The organism is Streptomyces sp. NPDC090077, assembly GCF_044747545.1.
In the GTDB taxonomy this organism is placed as follows: Bacteria; Actinomycetota; Actinomycetes; order Streptomycetales; family Streptomycetaceae; genus Streptomyces.
Genome location: NZ_JBIVEG010000039.1, coordinates 13,353 through 35,014 on the forward strand (window position 1 = coordinate 13,353; position 21,662 = coordinate 35,014).

Sequence of the window (21,662 nt, forward strand, 5' to 3'; positions counted from 1 at the left end):
GGGCGCAGGAGCAGGGAGCGGTCATGGTCGTCGAGGTGGGGTACGCGCAGGCGTGGGACCCGGAGGCCAGGGCGGCCTGGCGGCCGCTGTCCGTCGGGGAGGCCCGGGAGCGGGACGCGGCCGGGCTCCCCTACGTGGTGGTGTACCGGACGGCGGGGCGGGAGGCGCCGCTGGAGGTCCGGCTCGTCTCCTGGAGGGACCACCACGTCGGGCTGTGGGTCTACGACGACCAGGGGCGCCGCACCAACGACCTTGACATGCGGCTGCTGGACGACCCGGCGCGGCTGTTCCACCGGTACGCCGTCGCCTGGAGGTACCCGGGCCCGGAGACCGCGGAGTTCGACCCGCAGTGCCCGCGCATCATCCTGGACCTCTTCCCGGACGGGAGGGGCCGGCGGAAGGAGGAGCCCCGGGGGTACTCCACCGTGGCGGGCCTCACCGAGGAGCAGCGCTGGATGGACCGGCCTGCTTTCGGGGAGTGGCCGTTGCTCTCGGCGAAGGTGCACGGGCTCACGGAGCCGCCGGTCTTCGAGGCTGCCGAGGTCCCCGAGGGTGACGGCGGGGAGGCGCCCGCCGGCTGCTGGCGTGCGCCGCGTCCCGCGCAGCCCGGCCGGATCGGTGAGCTGTTCCGGCCCGGGGTGCGGGTCACCGACGGGTACCACCCCGAGCAGACGGTCGTGGAGCCGTGCCGCGTCGGCACCCTGCGCGTGCCCAGCGGGCTGCTGGCGGTCTCCGGACTGTTCACCAGCCACGAGAACGGGCCGCGCTTCACGTTCCCCGTCCCGCCCGGGGAGTACGTCCTCGACGAGGCGCGGGTCGAGTTCGGTTACCACTGCGAGTGGCGGGACGCCCGGGTCGAGACCACGGACCCCACGGCCGTCCGGCTGCTCGTCAGCGAGACCCCCGCCGCGTCCTGGGAGATGGCCCTCGGGGCGGACGACGACCTGCGGATCTTCATCGAGCGGCAGATAGCCGGGTTCGACACCGACGGCGCCGCCGGCTGCTTCGCCGATGCCGGGTCCTTCGGGACCCTGCTCTCGCTCTTCGAGCGGGGGCTGATCGACGGGGAGCCGGACCTCGACGGGTACGAGGACCTCGCCGACGGGTCGATGTTCATGCACCGCACCCGGGACGCGGCCACCGGCGGCGAGCTGATGGCCTTCGCGACGACCGGGGACGGCACCTACCCCGTGTGGCTGGGGCGTTCCGAGGCCGGCGAGCTGGTCAGCGTCGTGGTGCTGGTCGAGGGGATGCCCACGGTCCTCTCCGAGCGGGACGGGGCCACCGCCGATGCCTGATACGGCGTACGTGACGTACGAGGAGTCCTGGCACGCGGGGCACCGGACCGGTGGGCGGGAGTTGTCCGCCGACCAGGCGCGCGCCCGGGACGCGGAGGGGCTGCCGTACGCGGTGGTCTACCGGGCCCCGGGGCGGGAGGTGCCGCTCGGGGTGCGGATGGTGGCGTGGCGGGCCGGGAGCGTGGACTCCTGGGCGTACGACGAGCAGGGCCGCCGGACCGCCGAGGCGGAGCTGCGGCTGCGGGACGACGACGGGCTGCTGCTGGTGCGGCGGCTGCTCGTGCGGCGGTTCCCGGATGCGGGGACGGGGGAGTTCGACCCGGGCTGCCCCCGTACGGCGGTGGAGCTGTCCGGGTCCGGTACGGCCCGGATCTCGCACCAGCCCGGGGGCATGCGGGGCGACTCCCTGGAGGCCGAGGTGGAGGTGGCCGCCCGGGACCTGTGGACGGTCCGGCCCGGCTTCGACGACTGGGCGGCGCTGCCCGTCGCGGACGCGCTCCCGGAGTGGGTCGGCGTGCTGCCGGACGGGGAGGCGGCCGGCTGGCGGCGGGAGACCTCGCGGCTGCGCGGGCCCGCCGACTTCGACCGGGTGTTCCGGGCCGGGACGGAGATCCCCGGGTTGAAGGTCCTGGACCCGGTGGCGTGCGGCAGCGTGCGGGTGCCGAGCGGGCTGCTGGCCGTGGCCTGCCCGGAGACCGGGGAGGGGCTGTCCGGGATCACGGTGGAGGTGCCGCCGGGCACGTACCCGGTGGAGACGGCCTGGGTGGAGGTGGGGGAGGAGCACTGGGGGGCGTACCAGGAGGCGGCGGCCGTCCGGCTGCTGGTCGGCGAAGAGCCCGCGGTGCTCTGGGAGATGGCGCTCGGGCCGGGTGACGACACGCTGCGGCTCGGTCCGGGTGAGGCCTTCGGCTTCGGCACGGACGCGGCGGCGGGCGCGTTCGGGGACGCCGAGGCGTGGGAGGAGCTGCGGGACCTGCTGGAGCGGGCGCGGCGGCAGGGGTCGCCGGAGCACGACCGGCTCTCGGACACCCTCGCCGGCATGAACCTGGACGGCGGGAGCCTCGGCGCGGACCTGGCGGTGTTCTGCACCGGCGGCGACGGGGTCTACCCGGTGTGGGTGGGGCGGTCGGCGGCCGGGGAGGTCGTGCAGGTGGCCGTGCAGACGGCCTGGCTGGACCTCGGCGCGTGAACGGGCCGCCGCCCCCGTGGCGGCGGCCCGCGCGCGCTACGACTTCGGGAGCGCCGGGAGGGAGGGGAGCTTGCCCGGCTCGCTCTTTTGGAAGGTGTCCTGGCCGGCACCCTCCCACGTGACCTTCAGGGTGGTGGCGTCGACGGAGTCGACCTTGCCCTTGGAACGGGTGGCGCCCGCCGGGCACTTCAGGTCCAGGGCCGAGCCGCTGGCGGTGCCCTCGCAGGTCAGGCCGGTGGCGGCCTCCACCACGAACGCCTTCTGGCCCTTGACGGTGAGCACCACGCCCTTGCCCGGGGTCTGCATCGAGATCCAGCCGCCGTCCAGGCTGCCCGAAGGCGCGGCCGCGCCGCCGCCCGCGGTGGGGGTGGCGGCCGGGGTGGCGGCGGCCGGGGCGGAGGCGGCGGTGCCGGGCTTCTTGTCCTCGGAGGGCTTGGCGTCGCTGCCGCAGGCGGTCAGGGTGAGGAGGGCCGCGACTCCGGCTGCGGCGGCGACGGAGATACGCAGGTTGCTGTGCACGGGTGGTCCCCCTGGGGAGTGTGGATCAGAAGACGGGCCGGGCTGCGGCCACCCGCAGACACGTCCGGGCGGGGTGTTCCGGTTCCGTGCGGGCCGGGTTCAGAGGTACTGGGCGAACTCGTCCAGGGTGCGCAGCACTTCCGCCTCGCGCGCCGAGGGGAGCTGGAGGACGACCTCCTCGATGCCCAGTTCGGCGTAGTGGCCGAGCTTGCCCGGTGTCGGCTGGACGGCGTACGGGACCACCTGGAGGTCCTTGGGGTCGCGCCCGGCGTCCTCCCAGACCCGGCGCAGGACCGGGACGGATTCGGTGAGGCCGCGTCCGCCGATGGGGAGCCAGCCGTCGGCGTGGTCGGCGATCGCGGCGAACAGCTTCGGGCCGGCCGCCCCGCCGATCATGGTGCGCGGGCCGTACAGGGGTGTGCCGGGGGCGAGTTCGCGCGGGGCCTGGACCGGCTTGGGGTGGGCGGAGCTGGCGCGGACGGAGCCGTAGGGGCCCTCGTACGCGGTCGGTTCGGGGGCCCACAGGGCGCGCATCAGGGCCATGTGGTCCCGGACGCGTTCGCGCCGGGTGCGCCAGTCGACGCCGTGGTCGGCGGCCTCCTCGACGTTCCAGCCGTAGCCGATGCCGAGGGTGAGGCGGCCGCCGCTGAGGTGGTCGACGGTCGCGACCTGCTTGGCGAGGCCGATGGGGTCGTGCTGGGCGACCAGGGTGATGCCGGTGCCGAGGTGGAGGCGTTCGGTGACGGCGGCGGCCTGGCCGAGCGCGACGAAGGGGTCGAGGGTGCGCCCGTACTGGGCGGGCAGTTCACCGCCCATGGGGGCGGCGGTGTCCCGGCTGACGGGGATGTGGGTGTGCTCGGGGAGGTAGAGGCCGGAGAAGCCGCGCTCCTCCAGGGAGCGGGCGAGGCGGGTGGGGGAGACGGTGCGGTCGGTGAGGAAGATGGTCGTGGCGATCCGCATGGGCGAGGACACCTCCGAGACGTCGGGAGGGCCAAGGTACGGGCTCCCGCGTGCGGACGGCAGAGCGTACGGGGACCCGCGCGGCGCGTGTGATGGGGTGGGCGGCATGGACTCTATGGAGACGATCACCGTTCCGGAGGCTTTGCACGGCTACCCCGGGGTGGCCTTCGGCGGATACGTGGCGGGGCTGCTCGCGGGGCGGCTGCCGGCCGGTCCGGGGGCGGTACGGGTGGACTTCCGGCGGCCGGTGCCGACCGGGACGGCGGTACGGCCGGTGCCCGGCGTGGCCGGGGGCGGGGCGGCGCTGCTGGACGCGGACGGGGTGCTGCTGGCGTCGGCGTCGGCGGTGGCCGCGCCGGGCGGGGAGCTGCCGGGGGCGCCCGCCTGGGCGGAGGCCTCGAAGGCCGCCGACGCCTACCGGGCGGATCCGCCGGACGGGCAGGTGGACTGCTTCGGGTGCGGGCTGGGCCGGACCCCGGCGACGGGGCTGCGGCTGCACTGCGGGCGGGTGCCGGGGCGGGACCTCGTCGCCGCCGCCTGGACCCCGGACGCCGGACTCCTCGACGCCGACGGGCTGTTGCCGCCCGAGCTGGTCTGGGGCGCGCTGGACTGCCCCGGCAACGCGGCGGGCCGGCTGCTGGCGGGCGGCCCGGAGGGGGCCGTCACCGCCGCGCTGACGGCGCGGGTGCGGGGGGCCGTGCCGGCGGCGTCGGGGCTGGTGTCGTACGCGTGGCTGCTCGGCGTGGAGGGGCGCAAGTGCCGGGTGGGGACGGCGCTGGCCTCCCGGGAGGGGGAGGTCCACGCGGTCGCCGAGGCGCTGTGGGTGTGGCCCCGGCCTCAGCCGCGGGGGTAGCGGGTCAGCCAGGCCGAGGCGGTGACGGCGGGGCCGTGCAGGGCGGAGCCCTGGGTCAGCTCCAGGGCGAAGTCGTCGGCCAGCTCCATCACGAGGGCCCGGCCGTCGAGTTCGGCCAGTGCGGCGGCGGGGAGGGCCGTCTCGCCGTGCAGGGCGCCGAGGAGGGCCCCGCACAGGGCGCCGCCGTGGCCGGTGGCGGCCAGGCGCAGCCCGTGCGGGACGTCCTCGGCGACCAGGGCGCAGTAGACGGCGACGGCGAGGGCGTCCTCGGCGGTGCGGCCGTCGCCGGCCGAGAGGGCCTCGACGGCGGCGGGGCCGGGCTCGCCGCCGGTGACGGCTGCGAGGGCGCGGAGCAGGGCCTCGGTGACGGGTTCGTGGCCGGGGCGGGCGGCGAGCAGGGCGAGGGTGCGGCGGACGGCGGTGTCGAGGGAGGCGCCCCGGGCCAGGCCGTGCACGATCGCCGCGAGGGCGCCCGCGGAGAGGTAGGCGGTGGGGTGGCCGTGGCTCTGGACGGCGCATTCGGCGGCCAGCTGGAGGACGAGTGCGGGTTCCCAGCCGACCAGCAGTCCGAAGGGGGCCGAGCGTTCGGCGGCGGCGGCGTCCCGGGCGGTGGGGTTCTTCGGCCGGTCGAGGGTGGCGAGGGTGTCGTCGCCGAAGCCGGTCAGGCAGGCCCGCGCCGGGTCGCGGCGCACGTAGCACCACTCCTCGTTGCCGAGCCGGCCGTTGTCCTCGCGGCGCTCGTCGGGGCCCCAGTCGTACTGGGTGGCGTGCCAGCGGCGGTAGGCGCGGTGGACGTCGGTCGGCGGGTGCCAGCCGCCGGTGTCCCGGCGGACGTGGGCCCGTATCAGCCCGTCGACGGTGAACAGGGTCAGCTGCGTGGCGGCGGTGCCGGTGCCGTCGCGGCCGTGCGCGTCGCCGAGGGCGGCCCCGAGGAGGGTCCCGCGCACGCGGCTGCGGAAGTCCTGCTGCTCCGCGCGCCCCCACAGCACGGCACCGACCCCGCGGGCACCCCCGGCGGTGGTCGGGCCCCTGACGGCCCCGGTCGCCCCGGCGTCCGCGGCGGCCTGGCCGGAGCCGGTGCCCCCGGCGCCCCCGGCGGCGGCCGCGATGCCGGCGGCGGCGCGGGCCGCTCCGGCGGAGGCCGCGCGGGCGGCCCGGGCGGTGGTTCCGGTGCCGGCCGGCACGGGTGCGGCGGCCGCATCGGGTAGTGCCGTGGTTCCGGCCGCCGCGGTGGCCTGACGCGTCCCGGTCGGGACGATCCTCAGCCTCGTCGTCTCCTCGGCGGAGCCGTCCGTGCTCGTGCTCGTCGTCGTGTCCATTGCCGTCCCCCCCAGGCTCAGGACGCGCACTGTAGTGGACGGCTCCGGTCGTGTTCGGAACCGCTCTGGCGGGTCGCCCGTAACTGACCGGAGAACGGCCGGAATGCGAACCATTCCAGCCACCGGGACACGGGGTGGCACGTTTTGCCACTCGCCTTCGACCCGGTCGTTTTCGGCCACGCTTCGTTCATGCGCCGTTCTCCGGGCGCCCACAGCCTCGGAGACATGAAGAAGGCCCTCCTCGCCGCGACCGCCGTCGCCTCCGCACTCGCCGCCACCCTGGTCGCCGTCCCCACCGCCTCCGCTTCCGACTGGGAGTGGTTCGCCAGCCACCAGGACCGCTCCTCCGTCCCGTTCACCGAGGCCACCGTCACCGCCGGCGCCGACGGCTCTTACACCCTGAAGTGGAACACCAAGGGCACCAAGCGCGTCACGGTCAAGGCCAACGGCAAGGCCGTCGCCAAGGGCGGCGCCCAGGGGCAGGCCGTGGTCAAGGGCCTGCCCGCCGCCGACCGCCAGTGGTTCGACTTCCAGCCCGACCACGGCCAGGGCCTGCGCCTCGCCGACCGGCTGATCAAGCTGGAGGGCACGGCCAACTTCCGCGACGCCGGCGGCTACCGCACCACCACCGGGCAGTGGGTGAAGATGGGCGAGGTCTACCGCTCCGACGCCCTCAACAAGCTCACCGCGAACGACCTGGCCAAGCTGGAGCGGCTGCGCGTGCGCACCGTCTTCGACCTGCGCATGCAGGACGAGCGGACCAAGGACGCCGACAAGGTCCCGGCCGGCGCGCACTACGTCGTCGCCGACGTCTTCGCGGGCTCGGGCGCCTTCCAGACCCTGCCCAAGTCCCCCGACGAGGCCGTCAAGGCCATGGTCGACGCGGAGAAGGCCATGGTCGGCGGCGAGGGCGGCAAGAAGGCGTACACGCAGGTCCTCGACGGCATACGCAGCGACCGCGGCCGTGCCGTGCTCTTCCACTGCACCGCGGGCAAGGACCGCACGGGCTGGGCGAACGCCACCCTGCTGACCGCCCTCGGCGTTCCCCAGGAGACGGTGATGGCCGACTACCTGGCCAGCAACGACTACCGCAAGGCCGCCAACGACGCGGTCCTGTCCCACCTCCCCGCCCAGCAGGCGGCGGTCTACAAGCCGCTGCTCGACGTCCGCCCCGAGTACCTCAACGCGGGCTACGACGAGGTCAAGGCGAAGTACGGCTCCTTCGACCGCTACCTCAAGGACGGCCTCGGCGTCGACGCCCGCGAGCTGCGCGAGCTGAAGAAGGACCTCCTGGTCGGCTGACCGCCGGGAGGGGAGCACGACGGGAGCGGGGCCCGCACGGACGGGCCCCGCTCCCGCGCATCACACGGCCCAGGGCTTACGGCTCCAGGACCGGCAGCAGCTCCGGCAGGTGGCCGTCCGAGGCGCGCGCCGCGTCCTGCCGCTCCTGCGGGACCTCGCCGTACAGGGTCGTACGGGGCTTCGCGGGCCGGCCCGCCGCCTCCGCGACCGCCACCAGGTCCTGGACGGACTTGTACGAGCCGTAGCTCGACCCCGCCATCCGGGAGATGGTCTCCTCCATCAGCGTGCCGCCCAGGTCGTTGGCCCCGGAGCGGAGCATCTCCGCCGCGCCCTCCGCGCCCAGCTTCACCCAGCTCGTCTGGATGTTCGGGATGTGCGGGTGCAGCAGCAGCCGCGCCATCGCCGTGACCGCCCGGTTGTCGCGGACCGTCGGACCGGGCCGGGCGATGCCCGCCAGGTAGACGGGGGCGTTGGTGTGGATGAACGGCAGCGTCACGAACTCCGTGAAGCCGCCGGTCTGCTGCTGGATGCGGGACAGGGTCCGGAAGTGGCCGAGCCAGTGCCGGGGCTGGTCCACGTGCCCGTACATCATGGTGGAGGAGGAGCGGATGCCCAGCTCGTGCGCCGTCGTGACGACCTCGATCCAGTCGGCCGTGGGCAGCTTGCCCTTGGTCAGCACCCAGCGGACCTCGTCGTCCAGGATCTCCGCGGCCGTGCCCGGGATCGAGTCCAGCCCGGCCTCCTTGGCGGCCGTCAGCCAGTCCCGTACGGACATCCCGGTGCGGGTGGCGCCGTTGACCACCTCCATCGGGGAGAAGGCGTGCACGTGCATCCCCGGGACCCGCTCCTTCACCGCCCGCGCGATGTCGAAGTACGCGGTCCCCGGCAGGTCCGGGTGGATGCCGCCCTGCATGCACACCTCGACCGCGCCGACGTCCCAGGCCTGGGCCGCGCGGTCGGCGACCTGCTCCAGGGACAGGGTGTACGCGTCGGCGTCCGTACGGCGCTGCGCGAAGGCGCAGAAACGGCAGCCGGTGTAGCAGACGTTGGTGAAGTTGATGTTCCGCGTGACGACGTACGTGACGTCCTCGCCCACCACCGAGCGGCGCAGGTCGTCCGCGATCCGGCACAGCGCGTCCAGCGCCGGCCCGTCCGCGTGCAGCAGGGCCAGCGCCTGGTCGTCGGTGAGCTTCTCCGGGTCGTCGGCGGCCTGCGCGAGGGCCGCCCGTACGTCGGTGTCGATGCGCTCGGGCACCATGCCAGGCGCCGCGGCCTCGCGCAGCGCCTCCCAGTCGCCGTACACCTCGTCGAAGTCCTCGCGGCGGTCGCCGGTGCGGCCCTCGGAGTCGATCGCGGTGTGCAGGTCGGTGCGCCCGTAGGAGGCGAAGGAGTCGTCCGGCTCCTGCCACGGGTGCCCCTCCACGGCGGCGGCCGGATCCGCGAGCCCGGTCTCCGGGTCCGCGAGGGCCCGGACGTGGGGCAGCAGCCGGGGGTCCAGCCACGGCTCGCCGCGCTGCACGAACTCCGGGTACACGCAGAGCCGTTCGCGGAGCTCGAAACCGGCCCCGGCCGACTGCTCGGCCAGCAGGTCGATCTGGGGCCAGGGCCGCTCGGGGTTGACGTGGTCCGGGGTGAGCGGGGAGACGCCGCCCCAGTCGTCGATGCCGGCGCCGATCAGCCGCGCGTACTCCCCGTCGACCAGGTTGGGCGGGGCCTGGAGGCAGGCCGAGGGGCCCATGATGTGGCGGGCGACGGCGATCGTGGCGACGAGGTCGTCCAGTTCGGCGTCCGGCATGCCGCGCATCGCCGTGTCCGGCTTGGCGCGGAAGTTCTGGATGATCAGCTCCTGGATGCCGTGGTAGGCCCGGGAGATCCGGCGCAGCGCGAACAGCGACTCGGCGCGCTCCTCGTACGTCTCCCCGATGCCGATCAGCAGCCCGGAGGTGAAGGGGACCGAGGAGCGCCCCGCGTCCTCCAGCACGCGCAGCCGGACGGCCGGCTCCTTGTCGGGGGAGCCGTGGTGCGGGCCGCCCGGCTCCGACCACAGGCGGGTGGCGGTGGTCTCCAGCATCATCCCCATGGAGGGGGCGACGGGCTTGAGGCGCTGGAAGTCCGACCAGGACATCACCCCGGGGTTGAGGTGGGGCAGCAGCCCGGTCTCCTCCAGGATGCGGATGGAGATGGCCCGCACGTAGGAGATCGTGTCGTCGTAGCCGTGCGCCTCCAGCCATTCCCGAGCCTCGGGCCAGCGGTCCTCCGGTTTGTCCCCGAGGGTGATGAGGGCTTCCTTGCAGCCGAGCGCCGCACCCCGGCGGGCGATGTCGAGGACCTCGTCGGGGGACATGTACATCCCGTGGCCGGCCCGGCGCAGCTTGCCCGGGACGGTGGCGAAGGTGCAGTAGTGGCACTTGTCGCGGCACAGCCGGGTGAGGGGGATGAACACGCTCTTCGAGTACGTGATCACGCCCGGCCGTCCGGCGGCTTCCAGGCCCGCGTCGCGGACCCGGGCGGCGGAGGCGGTCAGGTCCTCCAGGGCCGCACCGCGGGCCTGCAGGAGCACGGCCGCCTCGGCCGCGTCGAGCGCGACGCCGTCGCGGGCTCGCCGCAGCGCACGGCGCATCGCGTTGTCGGTCGGGGCGTCACTCGGAGTGGTCATGTGGCGAGCATACGATCCGTCCGGATTCCGGTGGAGGGCGTCATCGCATCAGCTCACCGGCGTTGACCAGCAGGGATTGGCCGGTTATCGCCCGCGCCCGGTCGGAGGCGAGGAAGACGGCGGCGTCGGCGACGTCCCCGTCGGTGGCGAGGTCGGGCAGGGCCATCCGGTCGGTCAGGCGCTGGTGGACCTCGGCCTCGGGCACGCCCTCGGTGTGGGCGGTGAAGGTGACGAAGGCCTGCACGGGCGGGCCCCACATCCAGCCGGGCAGCACGGTGTTGACGCGGATCCGGTGCGGGCCGAGTTCCCGGGCCAGGGAGTACATGGCGGAGGTCAGGGCGCCCTTGGAGGCGGCGTAGGCGGCCTGGCGCACCTCGTTCGGCGCGGCGACGGCGGACTGGGTGCCGATGAAGACCACGGAGCCGCCGCCCGCCTTGAGGGCGGGCAGGCAGGCCCGGGTCATGCGCAGGCTGCCGAGGAGGTTGACGTCGATGATCTGCTGCCAGGTGCCGAAGTCGGCGTCCTCCAGGCCGCCGAAGTAGGAGTCCCAGGCGGCGACGTGCACGACGGCGTCGATCCGGCCGAAGCGCTCCAGGGCGAGCGCGGCGAGGGCCTCGCACTGCCGCTCGTCGGAGATGTCGGTGGGCAGGTGGGCGGTGTGGGTGCCGTCGGGGTCGATCTCGGCGGCGGACTTGGCCAGGTTGGCCGCGGTGCGCGCGCCGAGGACGGCGTTGCCGCCGTCGCGCACCACGGCGGCGGCCACCTGGTGGCCGAGCCCGGCCCCCACACCGGAGACGACGACGGTCTTCCCTCGCAGCAGCATCACGCGCCCCCTGGCGGCTCGGCTCGGATCAAAGGATCTGACGGGCCGTCAGGGTAGGGGTGGGGGGCGCCGGTGTGAAGGGGTGCGGGGCCGGGGTCCGGGCCCGGCGCGGCTCAGCGGCGGCCGCTCACGTCCAGGAAGATGTTCACGGCGACCCAGGTGGCCCAGAGCAGCGGGACGATCGCGACGTAGGCCGGCGGGCGCGCGTGCACCGGCGGGCCCTCCTCCAGTGGCTGCCGGCCCGGCGCGGGGGTGGGCTGCGGGAGCTTGGCGTACTTCATGGCCGCGAACAGGTTCCACAGCAGGGTGAACGGCGTGAAGATCACCAGCGAGAACGGGCTCCACCAGCCCTGGCACAGGGTCTTGGTGGTCATGGTGCGGATCAGCGACCGGGCGCAGCGGCGGCAGAAGGGGCCGTTCAGGGTGTGGAAGCGCATCAGGATCAGCACGCCGACGTGCGCGCGCACCGCGAAGTTCGCCGTCTCCGGGGCCCCGCACTGGCGGCAGCCCGGCGCCTGGGCGTGCGGGTACGGGTACGGGTACGGGGCCGCGTACTGCGGGTGCTGGGGCTGCTGCGGGTGGCCGGGTGCGGGGTAGCCGGGTGCGGGGTGGCCCGGGGCCGGGTGGCCGCCGGGGCCCGGCTGCTGCGCGTACGGGTACTGCCCCGGGCCCGGCTGCTGCGCGTACGGGTTCGCTCCCGCCGGGGGCTGTCCGTACGGGTTCGGCCCGGCCGGGGCGCCGGGGTGCGGGCCGGGCGGGACGGGGGCTCCGGAGTAGGGGTTCGGCGGCGGAGTGCTCATGGGAGGGCCTTCGGGATCGGCGGCGGCAGGCAGCGGCGACCGGCGGGCGCCCCCGGACCGGTTCCGATTCCGTTTCAGATTCCGTTTCCGCTCCCGGGCGTTCTCACGGAAGGGCCGACGGAAGAGGGGTGCCGAACACCAGTGCGCTCGATTGGCCTGAAACGTACCAGGCCCGTGTGACAGCCCCTGTTACGTTCCCGGCCTTCCGCTTCGGGACGTCCGGTTCAGGACTTCCGGTTCGCCGCGACCAGTTGGGCGAAGGCCTCCGGCGCGATCACCTCCCCCCGGCCCGACAGCACCCCCACCTCCTTGCCGTTGACCTCCACCACCGGGGTGCCCTGCTTGCCGCTCCCGCCGAAGGCCCCCGAGACCTTGTCGACCCACGGCATGTACACGAGCCCCTCGACGGCCCGGTCGAACTCCGGCGTCCGCAGCCCCGGGACCCGGCCGGCCAGGTCCAGCAGGGTGTCCGTGGAGCCGAACCGGTCGTCCGTCTCCTTCTGCGGGTGGTTCTCGTAGAGCACCCGGAGGTAGTCCATGAACTTCTGGGGGCTCTCGTTCACCGCCGCGCCCAGCGCGTTCAGCGCGCGCTTGGATCCCTTGCCGCCCAGGCCCCCGTCCAGGAAGGTCGCGAAGTGGTACTCGACGCGGTAGGTCCCGGCGTCCGCCTGCTCCTTGAGGGCGGGGCCCAGGCCCGTCTCCACGTTGGCGCAGAAGGGACAGCGCGGATCCAGCCACACCGACACCACGTCCTTCGCGTCGGCCCTGCCGTACGGGACCACCACGCCGTCCTCGCCGCTGGTGTGCGCCGGCCGCAGGAAGGGCTTGCCGCCCGCCTCGCTCTTCCCCGGACCGGCCCGCCCCGCCGCGTACACGCCCACCCCGACGGCGAGCGCCAGCACGGCCGCCAGTGCCCCGCCGACGAGCAGCCGTCCGCGCAGCCGCGCCCGCCGGGCCTCGGCCTCCCGCTCCGTGCGGAGCCGTTCGCGGGCCTCGCGGCGGTGGTCCTTCTTGCTGCTGCTCGCCATGACATTCAGGGTAAAGAGCAACGAGCCGTGCGAGCATGGGCCTTTGGGGTGTTCCGGACAGGGGCGAAGGTCCTCCGCGGGGCCGGGCCGGAGGTCCGCCGGAGCCGGGCTGGACGTCCTGGGTCACAGCTCGGTGAAGCCGAGACGAATGGTGCGTCATATCTGCGGGGGCGGCGGTGAGTCGTGTCGGAATACCTGATAGACAGAACAATCGCGGCCCCGACCGGCCGTACGCCCTTGCCGGCCGCCTTGGGGGGATCGCCGCACCGTGAAGCCGCTTCACCGCCACGTAGTCAACACCTCGCGCAAGGTCCTGTGCACGGCCGCCCTCGCGGCCAGCCTGACCACGGCCGCCGTCGTGACCAACACCCCGGTCGCCGGCGCCGGAGAAGCCGAGCCCACGCCCGACAGCCCGCAGGCCACCGACCGCGGCGACGCCCGCCTCGACCTGCCGGGCCAGCTCGCGGACCCGGTCGCCCCGCCCGCCGCCGGCACGGGCGCCGGAACCGCGACCGAGGGCGCCTCCGGCATCCCCGCGACGGCCCTGGACGCCTACAAGCGCTCCGAGGTGGCCGTGGCCGCCGCCCTGCCCACGTGCAAGCTGCCCTGGACGCTGGTCGCCGCGATAGGCCGGGTCGAGTCCGTGCACGCCTCCGGCTACGGGCTCAAGACCGACGGCACCACGGAGAAGCCGATCCGCGGCCCCCGCCTGGACGGCAACGGCTACGCGCGGATCCTCGACACCGACAAGGGCGAGTTCGACGGCGACACCGAGTTCGACCGCGCCTTCGGCCCGCTCCAGTTCATCCCCTCCACCTGGGCCACCTGGAAGGCCGACGGCAACGGGGACGGCAAGCGCGACGCGAACAACATCTACGACGCGGCGCTCGGCGCGGGCCTCTACCTCTGCTCCGGCGGCAAGGACCTCTCGCTCCCGGCCGACCTCGACAAGGCGATCCTCGGCTACAACCAGTCGCGCGAGTACGTGAACTCCGTGCTCGGCTACATGCGCCAGTACCAGCAGGACGGCACGGCGGGGATCCCGAACCCGCCCGTCGGCAACTACCCGACGCCGCCCACGCCGACCATCCCCACCCCGCACGTCCCCAGCCCGCAGCCGCCGGCCACCAAGCCGACCAACCCGACGAACCCGTCGAACCCGGGCAACCAGACCCCGAACCCGAAGCCCACCCCGGAGCCGTCGAAGCCGACGCCCACGCCGGAGCCCTCCAAGCCGACCCCGGCGCCCGCCACCCTGGCCAAGCTGGAGCGGGTCGGCGACGCGAAGCTGGAGGCCGAGGCCGGCAGCCTCTTCGCGGACGGCACCCGCTTCAAGGCGGTCCTCAGCAACGGCAAGCCGGCCGTCGGCCAGGCCGTCGTCGTCGCCGTCGAGCAGGACACCACCGGCGGCACGGGCTTCGTCTTCGGCAGCGAGTCCAGCGTGGTCGTCCGTACCGACGCCCAGGGCATCGCCACCACCCCGCGGCTCAAGGCCGGCCCGAAGGCGGGCACCTTCACCCTGCGGGCCACCGCCTACGACGCCACGAACCAGCTCACCGTCGCCCTGCCCGGCAAGACCACCGAGAAGCCGGCCGAGAAGCCCGTCGTGGTCACCGGCACCAAGACCGTGCAGGTCGCCGCCGGGAACGCGGTCACCGGCCTGCAGTACCTGGTCTCCCGCGGCGACAAGCCCGTGGAGGGCGCGGAGCTCACCGCCGCGCTGGTCGAGAAGAAGGGCGACGCCTGGACCCCGGTGGACGCCGGCACGGCCAAGGGCCCGTGGTTCCAGGGCGCCACGGCCGGGGACAAGCTGTTCACGAAGGCGCTCACGACCGGCGCCGACGGCAAGGCCGCCCTGCCCGCGCTGCTCACCGCGGACGTCCCCGCGGGCACGTACCACCTGAGGCTGCGCACGGCGGACGGCGCGGAGCTGATCCTCGCCATCGAGATCACCGCCGCTCCGAAGGCCTGACCCGCAGCCGCGCGCACCACACGGCCGGCCGCCCTGCGCGGCCGGCCGTGTCGTGCGTCCGGAACGTCAGACCGGGGTGGCCTGGAGGGCCTGGAAGCCGACGCCGCAGGTGCCCGGCAGGTTGGTCGGGCTGAAGGCCGTCTCACCGGCGGCGCAGCGGGCCTCGTAGAGGACGCCGCTCTTGCTGAGCAGGGTGATGACGATCTGGGGGCCGACCGTCTGGATGCCCGTGAAGGAGACGGCCGTGTCGACGACGCACTTCGGCGCGTTCGGGACGACCTTGAGGTCGATCCAGACACCGGGGTTGCGGTCGTCGTTGAGGAAGGCGCGCCCGTCCCGGTCGGTCGTGACGCGGAACACCGTCCCGTACAGGGTCCGGTAGTCCGAGGTGGCGGAGCTGACGTGGCGCGCCACCGGCCCGCACTTCTTCTTGGCGTGCGGGTCCGGCACCGGACCGCCGCTGGCCGCCGCGGAGGGGACCATCAGGGCCCCGAGGAGCAGTGCCCCCGTGGCGGCGGAGATGCCTCGTGTGGCCCAAGCGAGCTTCCTCATGTGCTGTGCGTCCTTTCCCGTGGCGGCCTCGTACCAGGACCGACCATCCCCGGGCCCCGGGACGTGCACACGCGGAGTGACGGATGCTCACTCAGGGGAACCAGCGGTGCGCCCCGAACGGCGCTGCCGCCCGGCGGCCCCCGGAAAGGGCAGGAGCCCCGCCCCCTCCGCTCGCACGGAGGAGGCAGGGCTCCTTGGGTACTGCTTATCCGACCGCGATCCGGTCGGCCTGGCGACTAGGCCGGGGTGACGTTCTCCGCCTGCGGACCCTTCGGGCCCTGCGTGACGTCGAAGTTGACCTGCTGGTTCTCCTCGAGGGAGCGGAAGCCAGAGGCGTTGATCGCGGAGTAGTGGACGAAGACATCCGGGCCGCCGCCGTCCTGGGCGATGAAGCCGAAGCCCTTTTCAGCGTTGAACCACTTCACGGTTCCGGTAGCCATGAGCCCTCCTATGGGCCAAAGGGTCGCCCTGCTCCAGAACCTGCTAAGAAGTCTGAAAACTACAAAAGCCTGCGGGTTACATGCTCCGCAGGCCTCGTACTGCAAGGGAAACCAAACTGCAACTTGCGTCGAGCCTAGCACGCACCCTCGGGCCGAGACCAGAGGGAAAGATCACGTCACCCGGACGTTTGAGACCCGCTCGAACGCTGACGGAGAACCGCGGCTAGTCTCGCGATGTGGACGTCTATCGCAGCCGGCCCCGCGTCGGCCACATCCAGTTCCTGAACTGCCTGCCCCTCTACTGGGGTCTGGCCCGAACCGGCACGCTGCTGGACATGGAGCTGACCAAGGACACCCCCGAGAAGCTGAGCGAGCGGCTCGTCCAGGGAGACCTGGACATCGCCCCCATCACCCTCGTGGAGTTCCTCCGCAACGCCGACCGGCTCGTCGCCTTCCCCGACCTGGCGGTCGGCTGCGACGGCCCCGTCATGTCCTGCGTGATCGTCTCGCAGGTCCCGCTGGAGCAGCTGGACGGCGCCCGCGTCGCCCTCGGCTCGACCTCCCGCACCTCCGTCCGGCTCGCCCAGCTGCTGCTCGCCGAGCAGTACGGAGTCCGCCCCGACTACTTCACCTGCCCCCCTGACCTGGGGCTGATGATGCAGGAGGCCGACGCGGCGGTGCTGATCGGCGACGCCGCCCTGCGCGCCTCGCTGCACGACGCGCCCCGGCTCGGGCTGGCCGTGCACGACCTGGGCGAGATGTGGAAGGAGTGGACGGGGCTGCCGTTCGTCTTCGCCGTCTGGGCCGCCCGGAAGGACTACCTGGAGCGCGAGCCGGTGCTCGTCCGGGAGATCCACGAGGCCTTCCTCGCCTCCCGGGACGTCTCCCTGGAGGAGGTCGTCAAGGTCGCGGAGCAGGCCGCCCGCTGGGAGGCCTTCGACGCCGAACTGCTCCAGCGCTACTTCACCACCCTCGACTTCCGCTTCGGCCCCGAGCAACTGGCCGGCGTACGTGAATTCGCGCGCCGGACCGGAGCGGACACCGGCTACGACGGGGACGTCGCCGTGGAGCTGCTGAAGGCCGCAGCCCTGGATCACTGATCGCGATATCGCCGTAGATCTTCCGCTTCTCTCCCGTTCTCCCCCGGGAATGTTCCGTTTGCCGGGAATTCGTTCCCCTTTCGTATTCACGTCACTCGAAGGTGAATGCGAACGGGAGCGGGGGAAGCGGAAGCTATTCGGCGGGAACGTGCCCCCGTCACCCCCTAAGGTGCTGTCTGTTCACACGAACGCGTACACGATCTCGGGGGACGGGGGACGCGATGCAGCCGCTCGAAGCCGGCGAACCGCGCACCGTCGGCGCCTACCGGCTGCTCGGCCGGCTGGGCGCGGGCGGCATGGGCCGGGTCTATCTGGGGCGCAGCGCCGGCGGCCGGACCGTCGCCGTCAAGATCGTGCACCCGCACTTCGCCTCCGACGCGGAGTTCCGGGCCCGCTTCCGCCGCGAGGTGGAGGCCGCCCGGCGGGTGGGCGGGGAGTGGACCGCGCCGGTGCTGGACGCCGACCCGGAGGCGGCCGTGCCGTGGGTGGCGACCGGGTACGTGGCGGGCCCCTCCCTGGACCGGGCGGTGGCCGGGCACGGGCCGCTCCCGGAGGCCTCGGTGCGGGCGATCGGCGCGGGGCTGGCCCGCGCGCTGGTGGCGGTGCACGGTCTGGGCCTCGTCCACCGGGACGTGAAGCCCTCCAACGTGATGCTGCCCCTCGACCGGCCGCGGCTGATCGACTTCGGGATCGCCCGGGCCACGGACGGCACCGCCTCCCTGACCTCCACCGGCGTCTCCATCGGCTCGCCCGGCTACATGTCCCCCGAACAGATCCTCGGCAAGGGCGTCACGGGCGCCTCGGACGTGTTCTCCCTGGGCGCGGTGCTGGCCTTCGCGGCGACCGGGCGGCCGCCCTTCAGCGGGGACAACTCCGCGACCCTCCTCTACAAGGTGGTCCACGAGCCGCCGGAGCTCGACGGCATCCCCGCCGGGGAGCTGCGCGAGCTGATCGGCTCCTGCCTGGCCAAGGCGGCCGCCGACCGCCCGGCGCCCGACGCCCTCGCGGCGGCCCTGGGCGGCGCCCTGGGCGCGCCGGGCTGGCTGCCGGCGCCGCTGGTCGAGGAGGCGAGCCGGGCGGCGGTGGCCCTGCTGGACCTGGACGCCGATGCCTCCGAGGGCGGTGACGGGTACCCGGGCCCGGCCACCGGTTCCGGGGCCCACTCCGCCGGCCCGGCGACGGCGGCCGACGCCGCGTCCGGCACCGGGGGCGGCCACTCCGCCGGGGGCGGCCACGGTGCCGGCCCCTTCCCCGGCTCCGGCCCGGGGGTGTCCGGGGGGTACGCCTCCGCGGACGCCGGCTCCGGGCCGGTGCCGTTCACGGGCGGGTCCTTCGGCGGGCCCGCCGGGGTCGGCTTCGGGACGCCGGACCCCTCGTACGGGACGCCGGGCGGGTACGCCGCGGGCGGGGTGTACGGGGCCCCCACCGAGACGGCCGGCCGGGCCACGGGCGGCGGGGTGCCGCAGCCGCGCACCGCCCCCGAGGGCGGCGGCCGCGGGATCACCGTGACCGCGGCGGGACGCCGCTTCAGCTGCACCCTGGTGCTCGGCGCGGCCGCCGCGGTGCTGGCCGTGCTGTCCGGCGGGCTGTACGCGCTGGACCTGCTGCCGGGCCAGGGCACGACCCGGGACTCGGCCTCGGGCGACCACGACCAGCAGGTCACCCCGGCCCCGGCGGGCTCCGCGCAGGCCTCCGGCGGGCCGACGCCGTCCTCGCCGTCCGCCTCGTCCCCGGCCCCGCCGAAGGGGACCCGCAACGACGTCCCCAAGGAGCTCGTCGGCACCTGGAAGGGCACCGTCACCACCGCCCGCCTGGGCGTCGCCAGCACCTTCGAGATCACCATCAAGGCGGGGAAGGTCGGCGAGGTCGTCGGCCGGGACAAGTCGGTGCTCGACCTGCTCGGCACCGACTGCAGCGGCGACTGGAAGCTCGCCTCCGCCACCGACCGCTCCCTCGTCCTGGACACGGCGGGCGGCCCCAACCCCGCCCCCGGCATCTGCGCGAACGGCTCCGCCGACGAGCGGTTCACCCTCAACGCGAACGGAACCCTGCACTACAAGTCCGGCGACGTACCCGCCGGGAACCCGGAGGGGGACCTCACGCGCAGCCCGTGACCCCCGCCCTGACGGGGGCGCGGAACCCCTGGCGTAGGCTGGATCGGTCCGGACCCTTGACACACCGCCGAAAGGTGATCCACCGGTGACCGACCTGGCCGCACTCCAGTCCGTCCTCGACCGCGCCGCCGCAGGGGGCCGGATCACCAAGGAAGAGGCCCTCGACCTCTACCGGCACGCCCCGCTGCACGCGCTCGGCCAGGCCGCCGACGCGGCGCGCCGCCGGCGCTACGCCGGTACGGAGCACATCGCGACGTACATCATCGAGCGCAACATCAACTACACCAACGTGTGCGTCACGGCGTGCAAGTTCTGCGCCTTCTACGCGGCCCCCAAGGACACGAAGAAGGGCTGGTCGCGCGACCTCGACGACATCCTGCGCCGCTGCGCGGAGACCGTCGAGCTGGGCGGCACCCAGATCATGTTCCAGGGCGGGCACCACCCGGACTACGGCGTCGAGTACTACGAGCACCACTTCTCGGCGATCAAGAAGGACTTCCCGCAGCTGGTCATCCACTCCCTCGGCGCGTCCGAGGTCGAGCACATGGCCCGCATCTCCGGCGTCTCCGCCGAGGAGGCCATCCAGCGCATCCACGCGGCCGGCCTCGACTCCTTCGCGGGCGCCGGCGCCGAGCTGCTCCCGGAGCGCCCGCGCAAGGCGATCGCCCCGCTGAAGGAGTCCGGCGAGCGCTGGCTGGAGATCATGGAGATCGCCCACAAGCTGGGCGTGGAGTCCACCTCCACCATGCTGATGGGCACCGGCGAGACCAACGCCGAGCGCATCGAGCACATCGCGATGATCCGGGACACGCAGGACCGCACCGGCGGCTTCCGCGCGTTCATCCCGTACACGTACCAGCCCGAGAACAACCACCTCAAGGGCCGCACCCAGGCGACCGTCTTCGAGTACCTGCGCATGATCGCGATCGCGCGGCTCTTCCTCGACAACATCGCCCACGTCCAGGGCTCCTGGCTCACCGTCGGCAAGGAGGCGGGCCAGCTCTCGCTGCACTACGGCGCCGACGACCTCGGTTCGATCATGCTGGAGGAGAACGTGGTCTCCTCGGCCGGTGCCAAGCACCGCTCGAACCGCCAGGAGATCATCGACCTGATCCGCAAGGCCGGCCGCGTGCCCGCGCAGCGCGCGACCACCTACGAGCACCTCCTGGTGCACGAGGACCCGGCGAACGACCCCGTCGACGACCGCGTCGTCTCGCACATCTCCTCGACCGCCATCGAGGGCGGCACCGCGCACCCCGAGCTGAAGCTCATCTCCACGAACTGACGCCCGATGCTGACGCTGCACACCGCCGACCTGCTCGTCACCGGACCGGGCGCCGCACCGCTGGAGGGCGGCGCGGTCCTGGTCGAGGGCGACCGGATCGTGGGCACGGGCCCGTACGGGGAGCTCGCCGCGGCCGCTCCGCACGCCCGGGTCCGCCGCTGGCCCGGGGTGCTGACCCCGGGGCTGCTGGCGCGCGGGGCGGACGAGCTGCTGGAGCGCACGTACTACCCGGACGACCCGTACGAGGTCACCGAGCTCGGCGCCGACCCCATCACCGGGGCCGCGGCCCTGGACGCGCTGAAGATGACCGAGTCCCGCTGGGGCAACAGCGCCCGGCGGGGCACGCAGAAGCTGCTCGCGCGCGGGGTGGTGGCGGTGGCGGGGCGCTTCACGATCGCCGCCGTCCGCACGGCGGTGACCCGCTCGGGCCTGGCCGTGGTACCGCCCGCCCCGTACGCGGGCCCGCCCGCCCTGGACCCGCTCGCCGGCCGGGACTCTGCCGGGGAGGCCTTCCACGGCGTCATGGAGGAGGGCGCGGCGGCCCGCTTCGCGGTCTTCGCGGTGGCGGACGAGGCCGAACTCCTGGAACGCGGCGCGACGACCTGCGTGGCCACGGTCATCGCGGGCCGGCTGCTGCACCGGCGGCGCTGAGCCCCTACGGCGTCGGCGGGCCGCCCAGGTAGGTGCCGTCGGCGGCGTACGGCCAGGCGTTGGACGTGCAGCCCTGGAGGCCCTTGATCTGCTGCATCATCGCCGGGGCGGGGGCGCCGGGGTGCGGGCAGCCCTCGTGTTCGCGGCCGAGCTCGTGGCCCACCTCGTGGTTGACGATCAGCGCCCGGTACTCGGCGAGGGGGCCCCGGAACTGGGGCGAGCCCTCCTGCCAGCGCTTGAGGTTCACCACCACCGTGTGGCCGGCCCGGCAGTTGGTCTCCCCGATCAGCTCCGGGGTGACCACCTCGCACAGCCGGTCGGTGGTGGCGGGCGTGGCGATCTTCACGGTGAAGTCCACCGGCTCCCCGAGCCCGGCCAGCCGGAAGCCGTACGCGGGGTCGCGTATCCAGCCGCGCCGGTCGCCGAGTATCGCCTCGACGGTCCGGGCGGCGGCGTCCGGGTCGATCCCGCTGCCGTTCTCCGCCTCCACCCGCCAGCGCAGCGGGTGACCCCGGCCCTGGGCCCGGCCGGGGGTGGAGGACGCCGTGAACCCCACCGGCACCGGGGCCGTCCGGGCGGCCTGCGGGGGCGGCTGGGCCGGGGCGGGCCCGCCCTCGTGGCCCCCGCGCAAGGCGGCCACCGAGAGGGCGGCCAGTCCCACCGCCCACACGACCGTGCGCAGCGGCCGCCGTGCGCTTGCTGATCGCCCTGCCGGCATCCGTCAGCCCTTTGTTCGGAATGTCCGGCCAGTCTGCCCGTTTCCGGTCCGGATCCGGTCCGGTTCCGCCGGATTCGCGGCGG

General features: G+C 74.2%; 19 protein-coding genes. 9 read left to right on the forward strand and 10 right to left on the reverse strand.

Features of this window, described 5'->3' with window-relative positions; genetic code table 11:
* The first annotated feature begins 23 nt into the window (after window positions 1-23).
* Together ACIPW5_RS35870 and ACIPW5_RS35875 are read left to right on the forward strand one after the other, a co-directional pair.
* Window positions 24-1,298, forward strand: coding sequence for a DUF4241 domain-containing protein (locus ACIPW5_RS35870; RefSeq protein ID WP_401254414.1), 1,275 nt, complete (start codon window positions 24-26; stop codon window positions 1,296-1,298).
* Window positions 1,291-2,487, forward strand: a complete 1,197-nt coding sequence (locus ACIPW5_RS35875; protein WP_401254417.1) for a DUF4241 domain-containing protein — start codon at window positions 1,291-1,293, stop codon at window positions 2,485-2,487. The genes ACIPW5_RS35870 and ACIPW5_RS35875 overlap by 8 nt, the downstream gene beginning before the upstream one ends.
* A gap of 36 nt (window positions 2,488-2,523) precedes the next feature.
* On the opposite strand, the gene ACIPW5_RS35880 is transcribed toward ACIPW5_RS35875, so the two are convergent.
* Together ACIPW5_RS35880 and ACIPW5_RS35885 are read right to left on the reverse strand one after the other, a co-directional pair.
* Window positions 2,524-3,006, reverse strand: coding sequence for a hypothetical protein (locus tag ACIPW5_RS35880; protein WP_401254420.1), 483 nt, complete (start codon window positions 3,004-3,006; stop codon window positions 2,524-2,526).
* Window positions 3,007-3,105: 99 nt separating this feature from the next.
* Window positions 3,106-3,966: a TIGR03619 family F420-dependent LLM class oxidoreductase gene (locus ACIPW5_RS35885; protein ID WP_401254422.1), complete on the reverse strand. Its 861-nt coding sequence runs from the start codon at window positions 3,964-3,966 to the stop codon at window positions 3,106-3,108.
* A 106-nt stretch (window positions 3,967-4,072) separates the two neighbouring features.
* On the opposite strand from ACIPW5_RS35885, the gene ACIPW5_RS35890 reads away from it, so the two are divergent.
* The gene (locus ACIPW5_RS35890) at window positions 4,073-4,819 is read left to right on the forward strand and encodes a hypothetical protein (RefSeq protein ID WP_401254425.1); all 747 of its coding nucleotides are present in this window, start codon (window positions 4,073-4,075) and stop codon (window positions 4,817-4,819) included.
* Here the strand turns inward: ACIPW5_RS35890 and ACIPW5_RS35895 are convergent.
* Window positions 4,804-5,805, reverse strand: a complete 1,002-nt coding sequence (locus ACIPW5_RS35895) for an ADP-ribosylglycohydrolase family protein (RefSeq protein WP_401254523.1) — start codon at window positions 5,803-5,805, stop codon at window positions 4,804-4,806. The two genes, ACIPW5_RS35890 and ACIPW5_RS35895, sit on opposite strands and share 16 nt — an antisense overlap.
* A gap of 522 nt (window positions 5,806-6,327) precedes the next feature.
* On the opposite strand from ACIPW5_RS35895, the gene ACIPW5_RS35900 reads away from it, so the two are divergent.
* Window positions 6,328-7,440 carry a tyrosine-protein phosphatase gene (locus tag ACIPW5_RS35900; protein WP_401254428.1) on the forward strand — a complete coding sequence of 371 codons (1,113 nt, stop codon included), beginning with the start codon at window positions 6,328-6,330 and terminating at the stop codon, window positions 7,438-7,440.
* 76 nt (window positions 7,441-7,516) lie between these two features.
* Here ACIPW5_RS35900 and ACIPW5_RS35905 read toward each other — a convergent pair whose 3' ends face one another.
* The 4 genes from ACIPW5_RS35905 to ACIPW5_RS35920 all read right to left on the reverse strand — a co-directional run bounded on the left by ACIPW5_RS35905 (window position 7,517) and on the right by ACIPW5_RS35920 (window position 12,747).
* Window positions 7,517-10,096 carry a bifunctional FO biosynthesis protein CofGH gene (locus tag ACIPW5_RS35905; protein ID WP_401254431.1) on the reverse strand — a complete coding sequence of 860 codons (2,580 nt, stop codon included), beginning with the start codon at window positions 10,094-10,096 and terminating at the stop codon, window positions 7,517-7,519.
* 40 nt (window positions 10,097-10,136) lie between these two features.
* Window positions 10,137-10,919: an SDR family oxidoreductase gene (locus ACIPW5_RS35910; RefSeq protein ID WP_401254433.1), complete on the reverse strand. Its 783-nt coding sequence runs from the start codon at window positions 10,917-10,919 to the stop codon at window positions 10,137-10,139.
* A 113-nt stretch (window positions 10,920-11,032) separates the two neighbouring features.
* The gene (locus tag ACIPW5_RS35915) at window positions 11,033-11,719 is read right to left on the reverse strand and encodes a hypothetical protein (protein ID WP_401254435.1); all 687 of its coding nucleotides are present in this window, start codon (window positions 11,717-11,719) and stop codon (window positions 11,033-11,035) included.
* Window positions 11,720-11,943: 224 nt separating this feature from the next.
* Entirely contained in the window at window positions 11,944-12,747 is an 804-nt protein-coding gene (locus ACIPW5_RS35920; RefSeq protein ID WP_401254438.1) for a thioredoxin domain-containing protein, read from the reverse strand.
* A gap of 268 nt (window positions 12,748-13,015) precedes the next feature.
* Here ACIPW5_RS35920 and ACIPW5_RS35925 point away from each other — a divergent pair, with 268 nt between their 5' ends.
* The gene (locus ACIPW5_RS35925) at window positions 13,016-14,719 is read left to right on the forward strand and encodes a hypothetical protein (RefSeq protein ID WP_401254441.1); all 1,704 of its coding nucleotides are present in this window, start codon (window positions 13,016-13,018) and stop codon (window positions 14,717-14,719) included.
* A 66-nt stretch (window positions 14,720-14,785) separates the two neighbouring features.
* Here ACIPW5_RS35925 and ACIPW5_RS35930 read toward each other — a convergent pair whose 3' ends face one another.
* A complete protein-coding gene (locus tag ACIPW5_RS35930; protein ID WP_401254443.1) occupies window positions 14,786-15,271 on the reverse strand; it encodes a hypothetical protein in 486 nt (161 codons plus the stop codon).
* 236 nt (window positions 15,272-15,507) lie between these two features.
* Window positions 15,508-15,711, reverse strand: a complete 204-nt coding sequence (locus ACIPW5_RS35935; protein ID WP_007265804.1) for a cold-shock protein — start codon at window positions 15,709-15,711, stop codon at window positions 15,508-15,510.
* Between the two features lie 236 nt (window positions 15,712-15,947).
* Between ACIPW5_RS35935 and ACIPW5_RS35940 the strand changes: the two genes are divergently transcribed.
* The 4 genes from ACIPW5_RS35940 (at window position 15,948) to ACIPW5_RS35955 (ending at window position 20,861) form a co-directional block, all read left to right on the forward strand.
* Window positions 15,948-16,811 (forward strand): menaquinone biosynthetic enzyme MqnA/MqnD family protein, encoded by an 864-nt coding sequence (locus tag ACIPW5_RS35940; RefSeq protein ID WP_401254446.1) that lies wholly within the window; start codon window positions 15,948-15,950, stop codon window positions 16,809-16,811.
* 221 nt (window positions 16,812-17,032) lie between these two features.
* Window positions 17,033-18,925, forward strand: coding sequence for a serine/threonine-protein kinase (locus tag ACIPW5_RS35945; RefSeq protein ID WP_401254449.1), 1,893 nt, complete (start codon window positions 17,033-17,035; stop codon window positions 18,923-18,925).
* A gap of 85 nt (window positions 18,926-19,010) precedes the next feature.
* Window positions 19,011-20,210 carry a cyclic dehypoxanthinyl futalosine synthase gene (gene mqnC / locus ACIPW5_RS35950; protein WP_401254452.1) on the forward strand — a complete coding sequence of 400 codons (1,200 nt, stop codon included), beginning with the start codon at window positions 19,011-19,013 and terminating at the stop codon, window positions 20,208-20,210.
* A 6-nt stretch (window positions 20,211-20,216) separates the two neighbouring features.
* Complete coding sequence (locus ACIPW5_RS35955) at window positions 20,217-20,861, forward strand: imidazolonepropionase-like domain-containing protein (protein WP_401254455.1); 645 nt, start codon at window positions 20,217-20,219, stop codon at window positions 20,859-20,861.
* A 4-nt stretch (window positions 20,862-20,865) separates the two neighbouring features.
* On the opposite strand, the gene ACIPW5_RS35960 is transcribed toward ACIPW5_RS35955, so the two are convergent.
* Window positions 20,866-21,522: a DUF3152 domain-containing protein gene (locus ACIPW5_RS35960; RefSeq protein WP_401254458.1), complete on the reverse strand. Its 657-nt coding sequence runs from the start codon at window positions 21,520-21,522 to the stop codon at window positions 20,866-20,868.
* Window positions 21,523-21,662 lie beyond the last annotated feature (140 nt).

Bases quoted from the DNA above. Each gene is read 5' to 3' on its own strand.
- ACIPW5_RS35910 (WP_401254433.1), bottom strand. From the start codon at position 10,919: ATGCTGCTGCGAGGGAAGACCGTCGTCGTCTCCGGTGTGGGGGCCGGG.
- ACIPW5_RS35870 (WP_401254414.1), top strand. From the start codon at position 24: ATGGTCGTCGAGGTGGGGTACGCGCAGGCGTGGGACCCGGAGGCCAGG.
- ACIPW5_RS35885 (WP_401254422.1), bottom strand. From the start codon at position 3,966: ATGCGGATCGCCACGACCATCTTCCTCACCGACCGCACCGTCTCCCCC.
- ACIPW5_RS35945 (WP_401254449.1), top strand. From the start codon at position 17,033: ATGCAGCCGCTCGAAGCCGGCGAACCGCGCACCGTCGGCGCCTACCGG.
- ACIPW5_RS35955 (WP_401254455.1), top strand. From the start codon at position 20,217: ATGCTGACGCTGCACACCGCCGACCTGCTCGTCACCGGACCGGGCGCC.
- ACIPW5_RS35890 (WP_401254425.1), top strand. From the start codon at position 4,073: ATGGACTCTATGGAGACGATCACCGTTCCGGAGGCTTTGCACGGCTAC.
- ACIPW5_RS35935 (WP_007265804.1), bottom strand. From the start codon at position 15,711: ATGGCTACCGGAACCGTGAAGTGGTTCAACGCTGAAAAGGGCTTCGGC.
- ACIPW5_RS35920 (WP_401254438.1), bottom strand. From the start codon at position 12,747: ATGGCGAGCAGCAGCAAGAAGGACCACCGCCGCGAGGCCCGCGAACGG.
- ACIPW5_RS35875 (WP_401254417.1), top strand. From the start codon at position 1,291: ATGCCTGATACGGCGTACGTGACGTACGAGGAGTCCTGGCACGCGGGG.
- ACIPW5_RS35915 (WP_401254435.1), bottom strand. From the start codon at position 11,719: ATGAGCACTCCGCCGCCGAACCCCTACTCCGGAGCCCCCGTCCCGCCC.
- ACIPW5_RS35900 (WP_401254428.1), top strand. From the start codon at position 6,328: ATGCGCCGTTCTCCGGGCGCCCACAGCCTCGGAGACATGAAGAAGGCC.
- ACIPW5_RS35905 (WP_401254431.1), bottom strand. From the start codon at position 10,096: ATGACCACTCCGAGTGACGCCCCGACCGACAACGCGATGCGCCGTGCG.
- ACIPW5_RS35930 (WP_401254443.1), bottom strand. From the start codon at position 15,271: ATGAGGAAGCTCGCTTGGGCCACACGAGGCATCTCCGCCGCCACGGGG.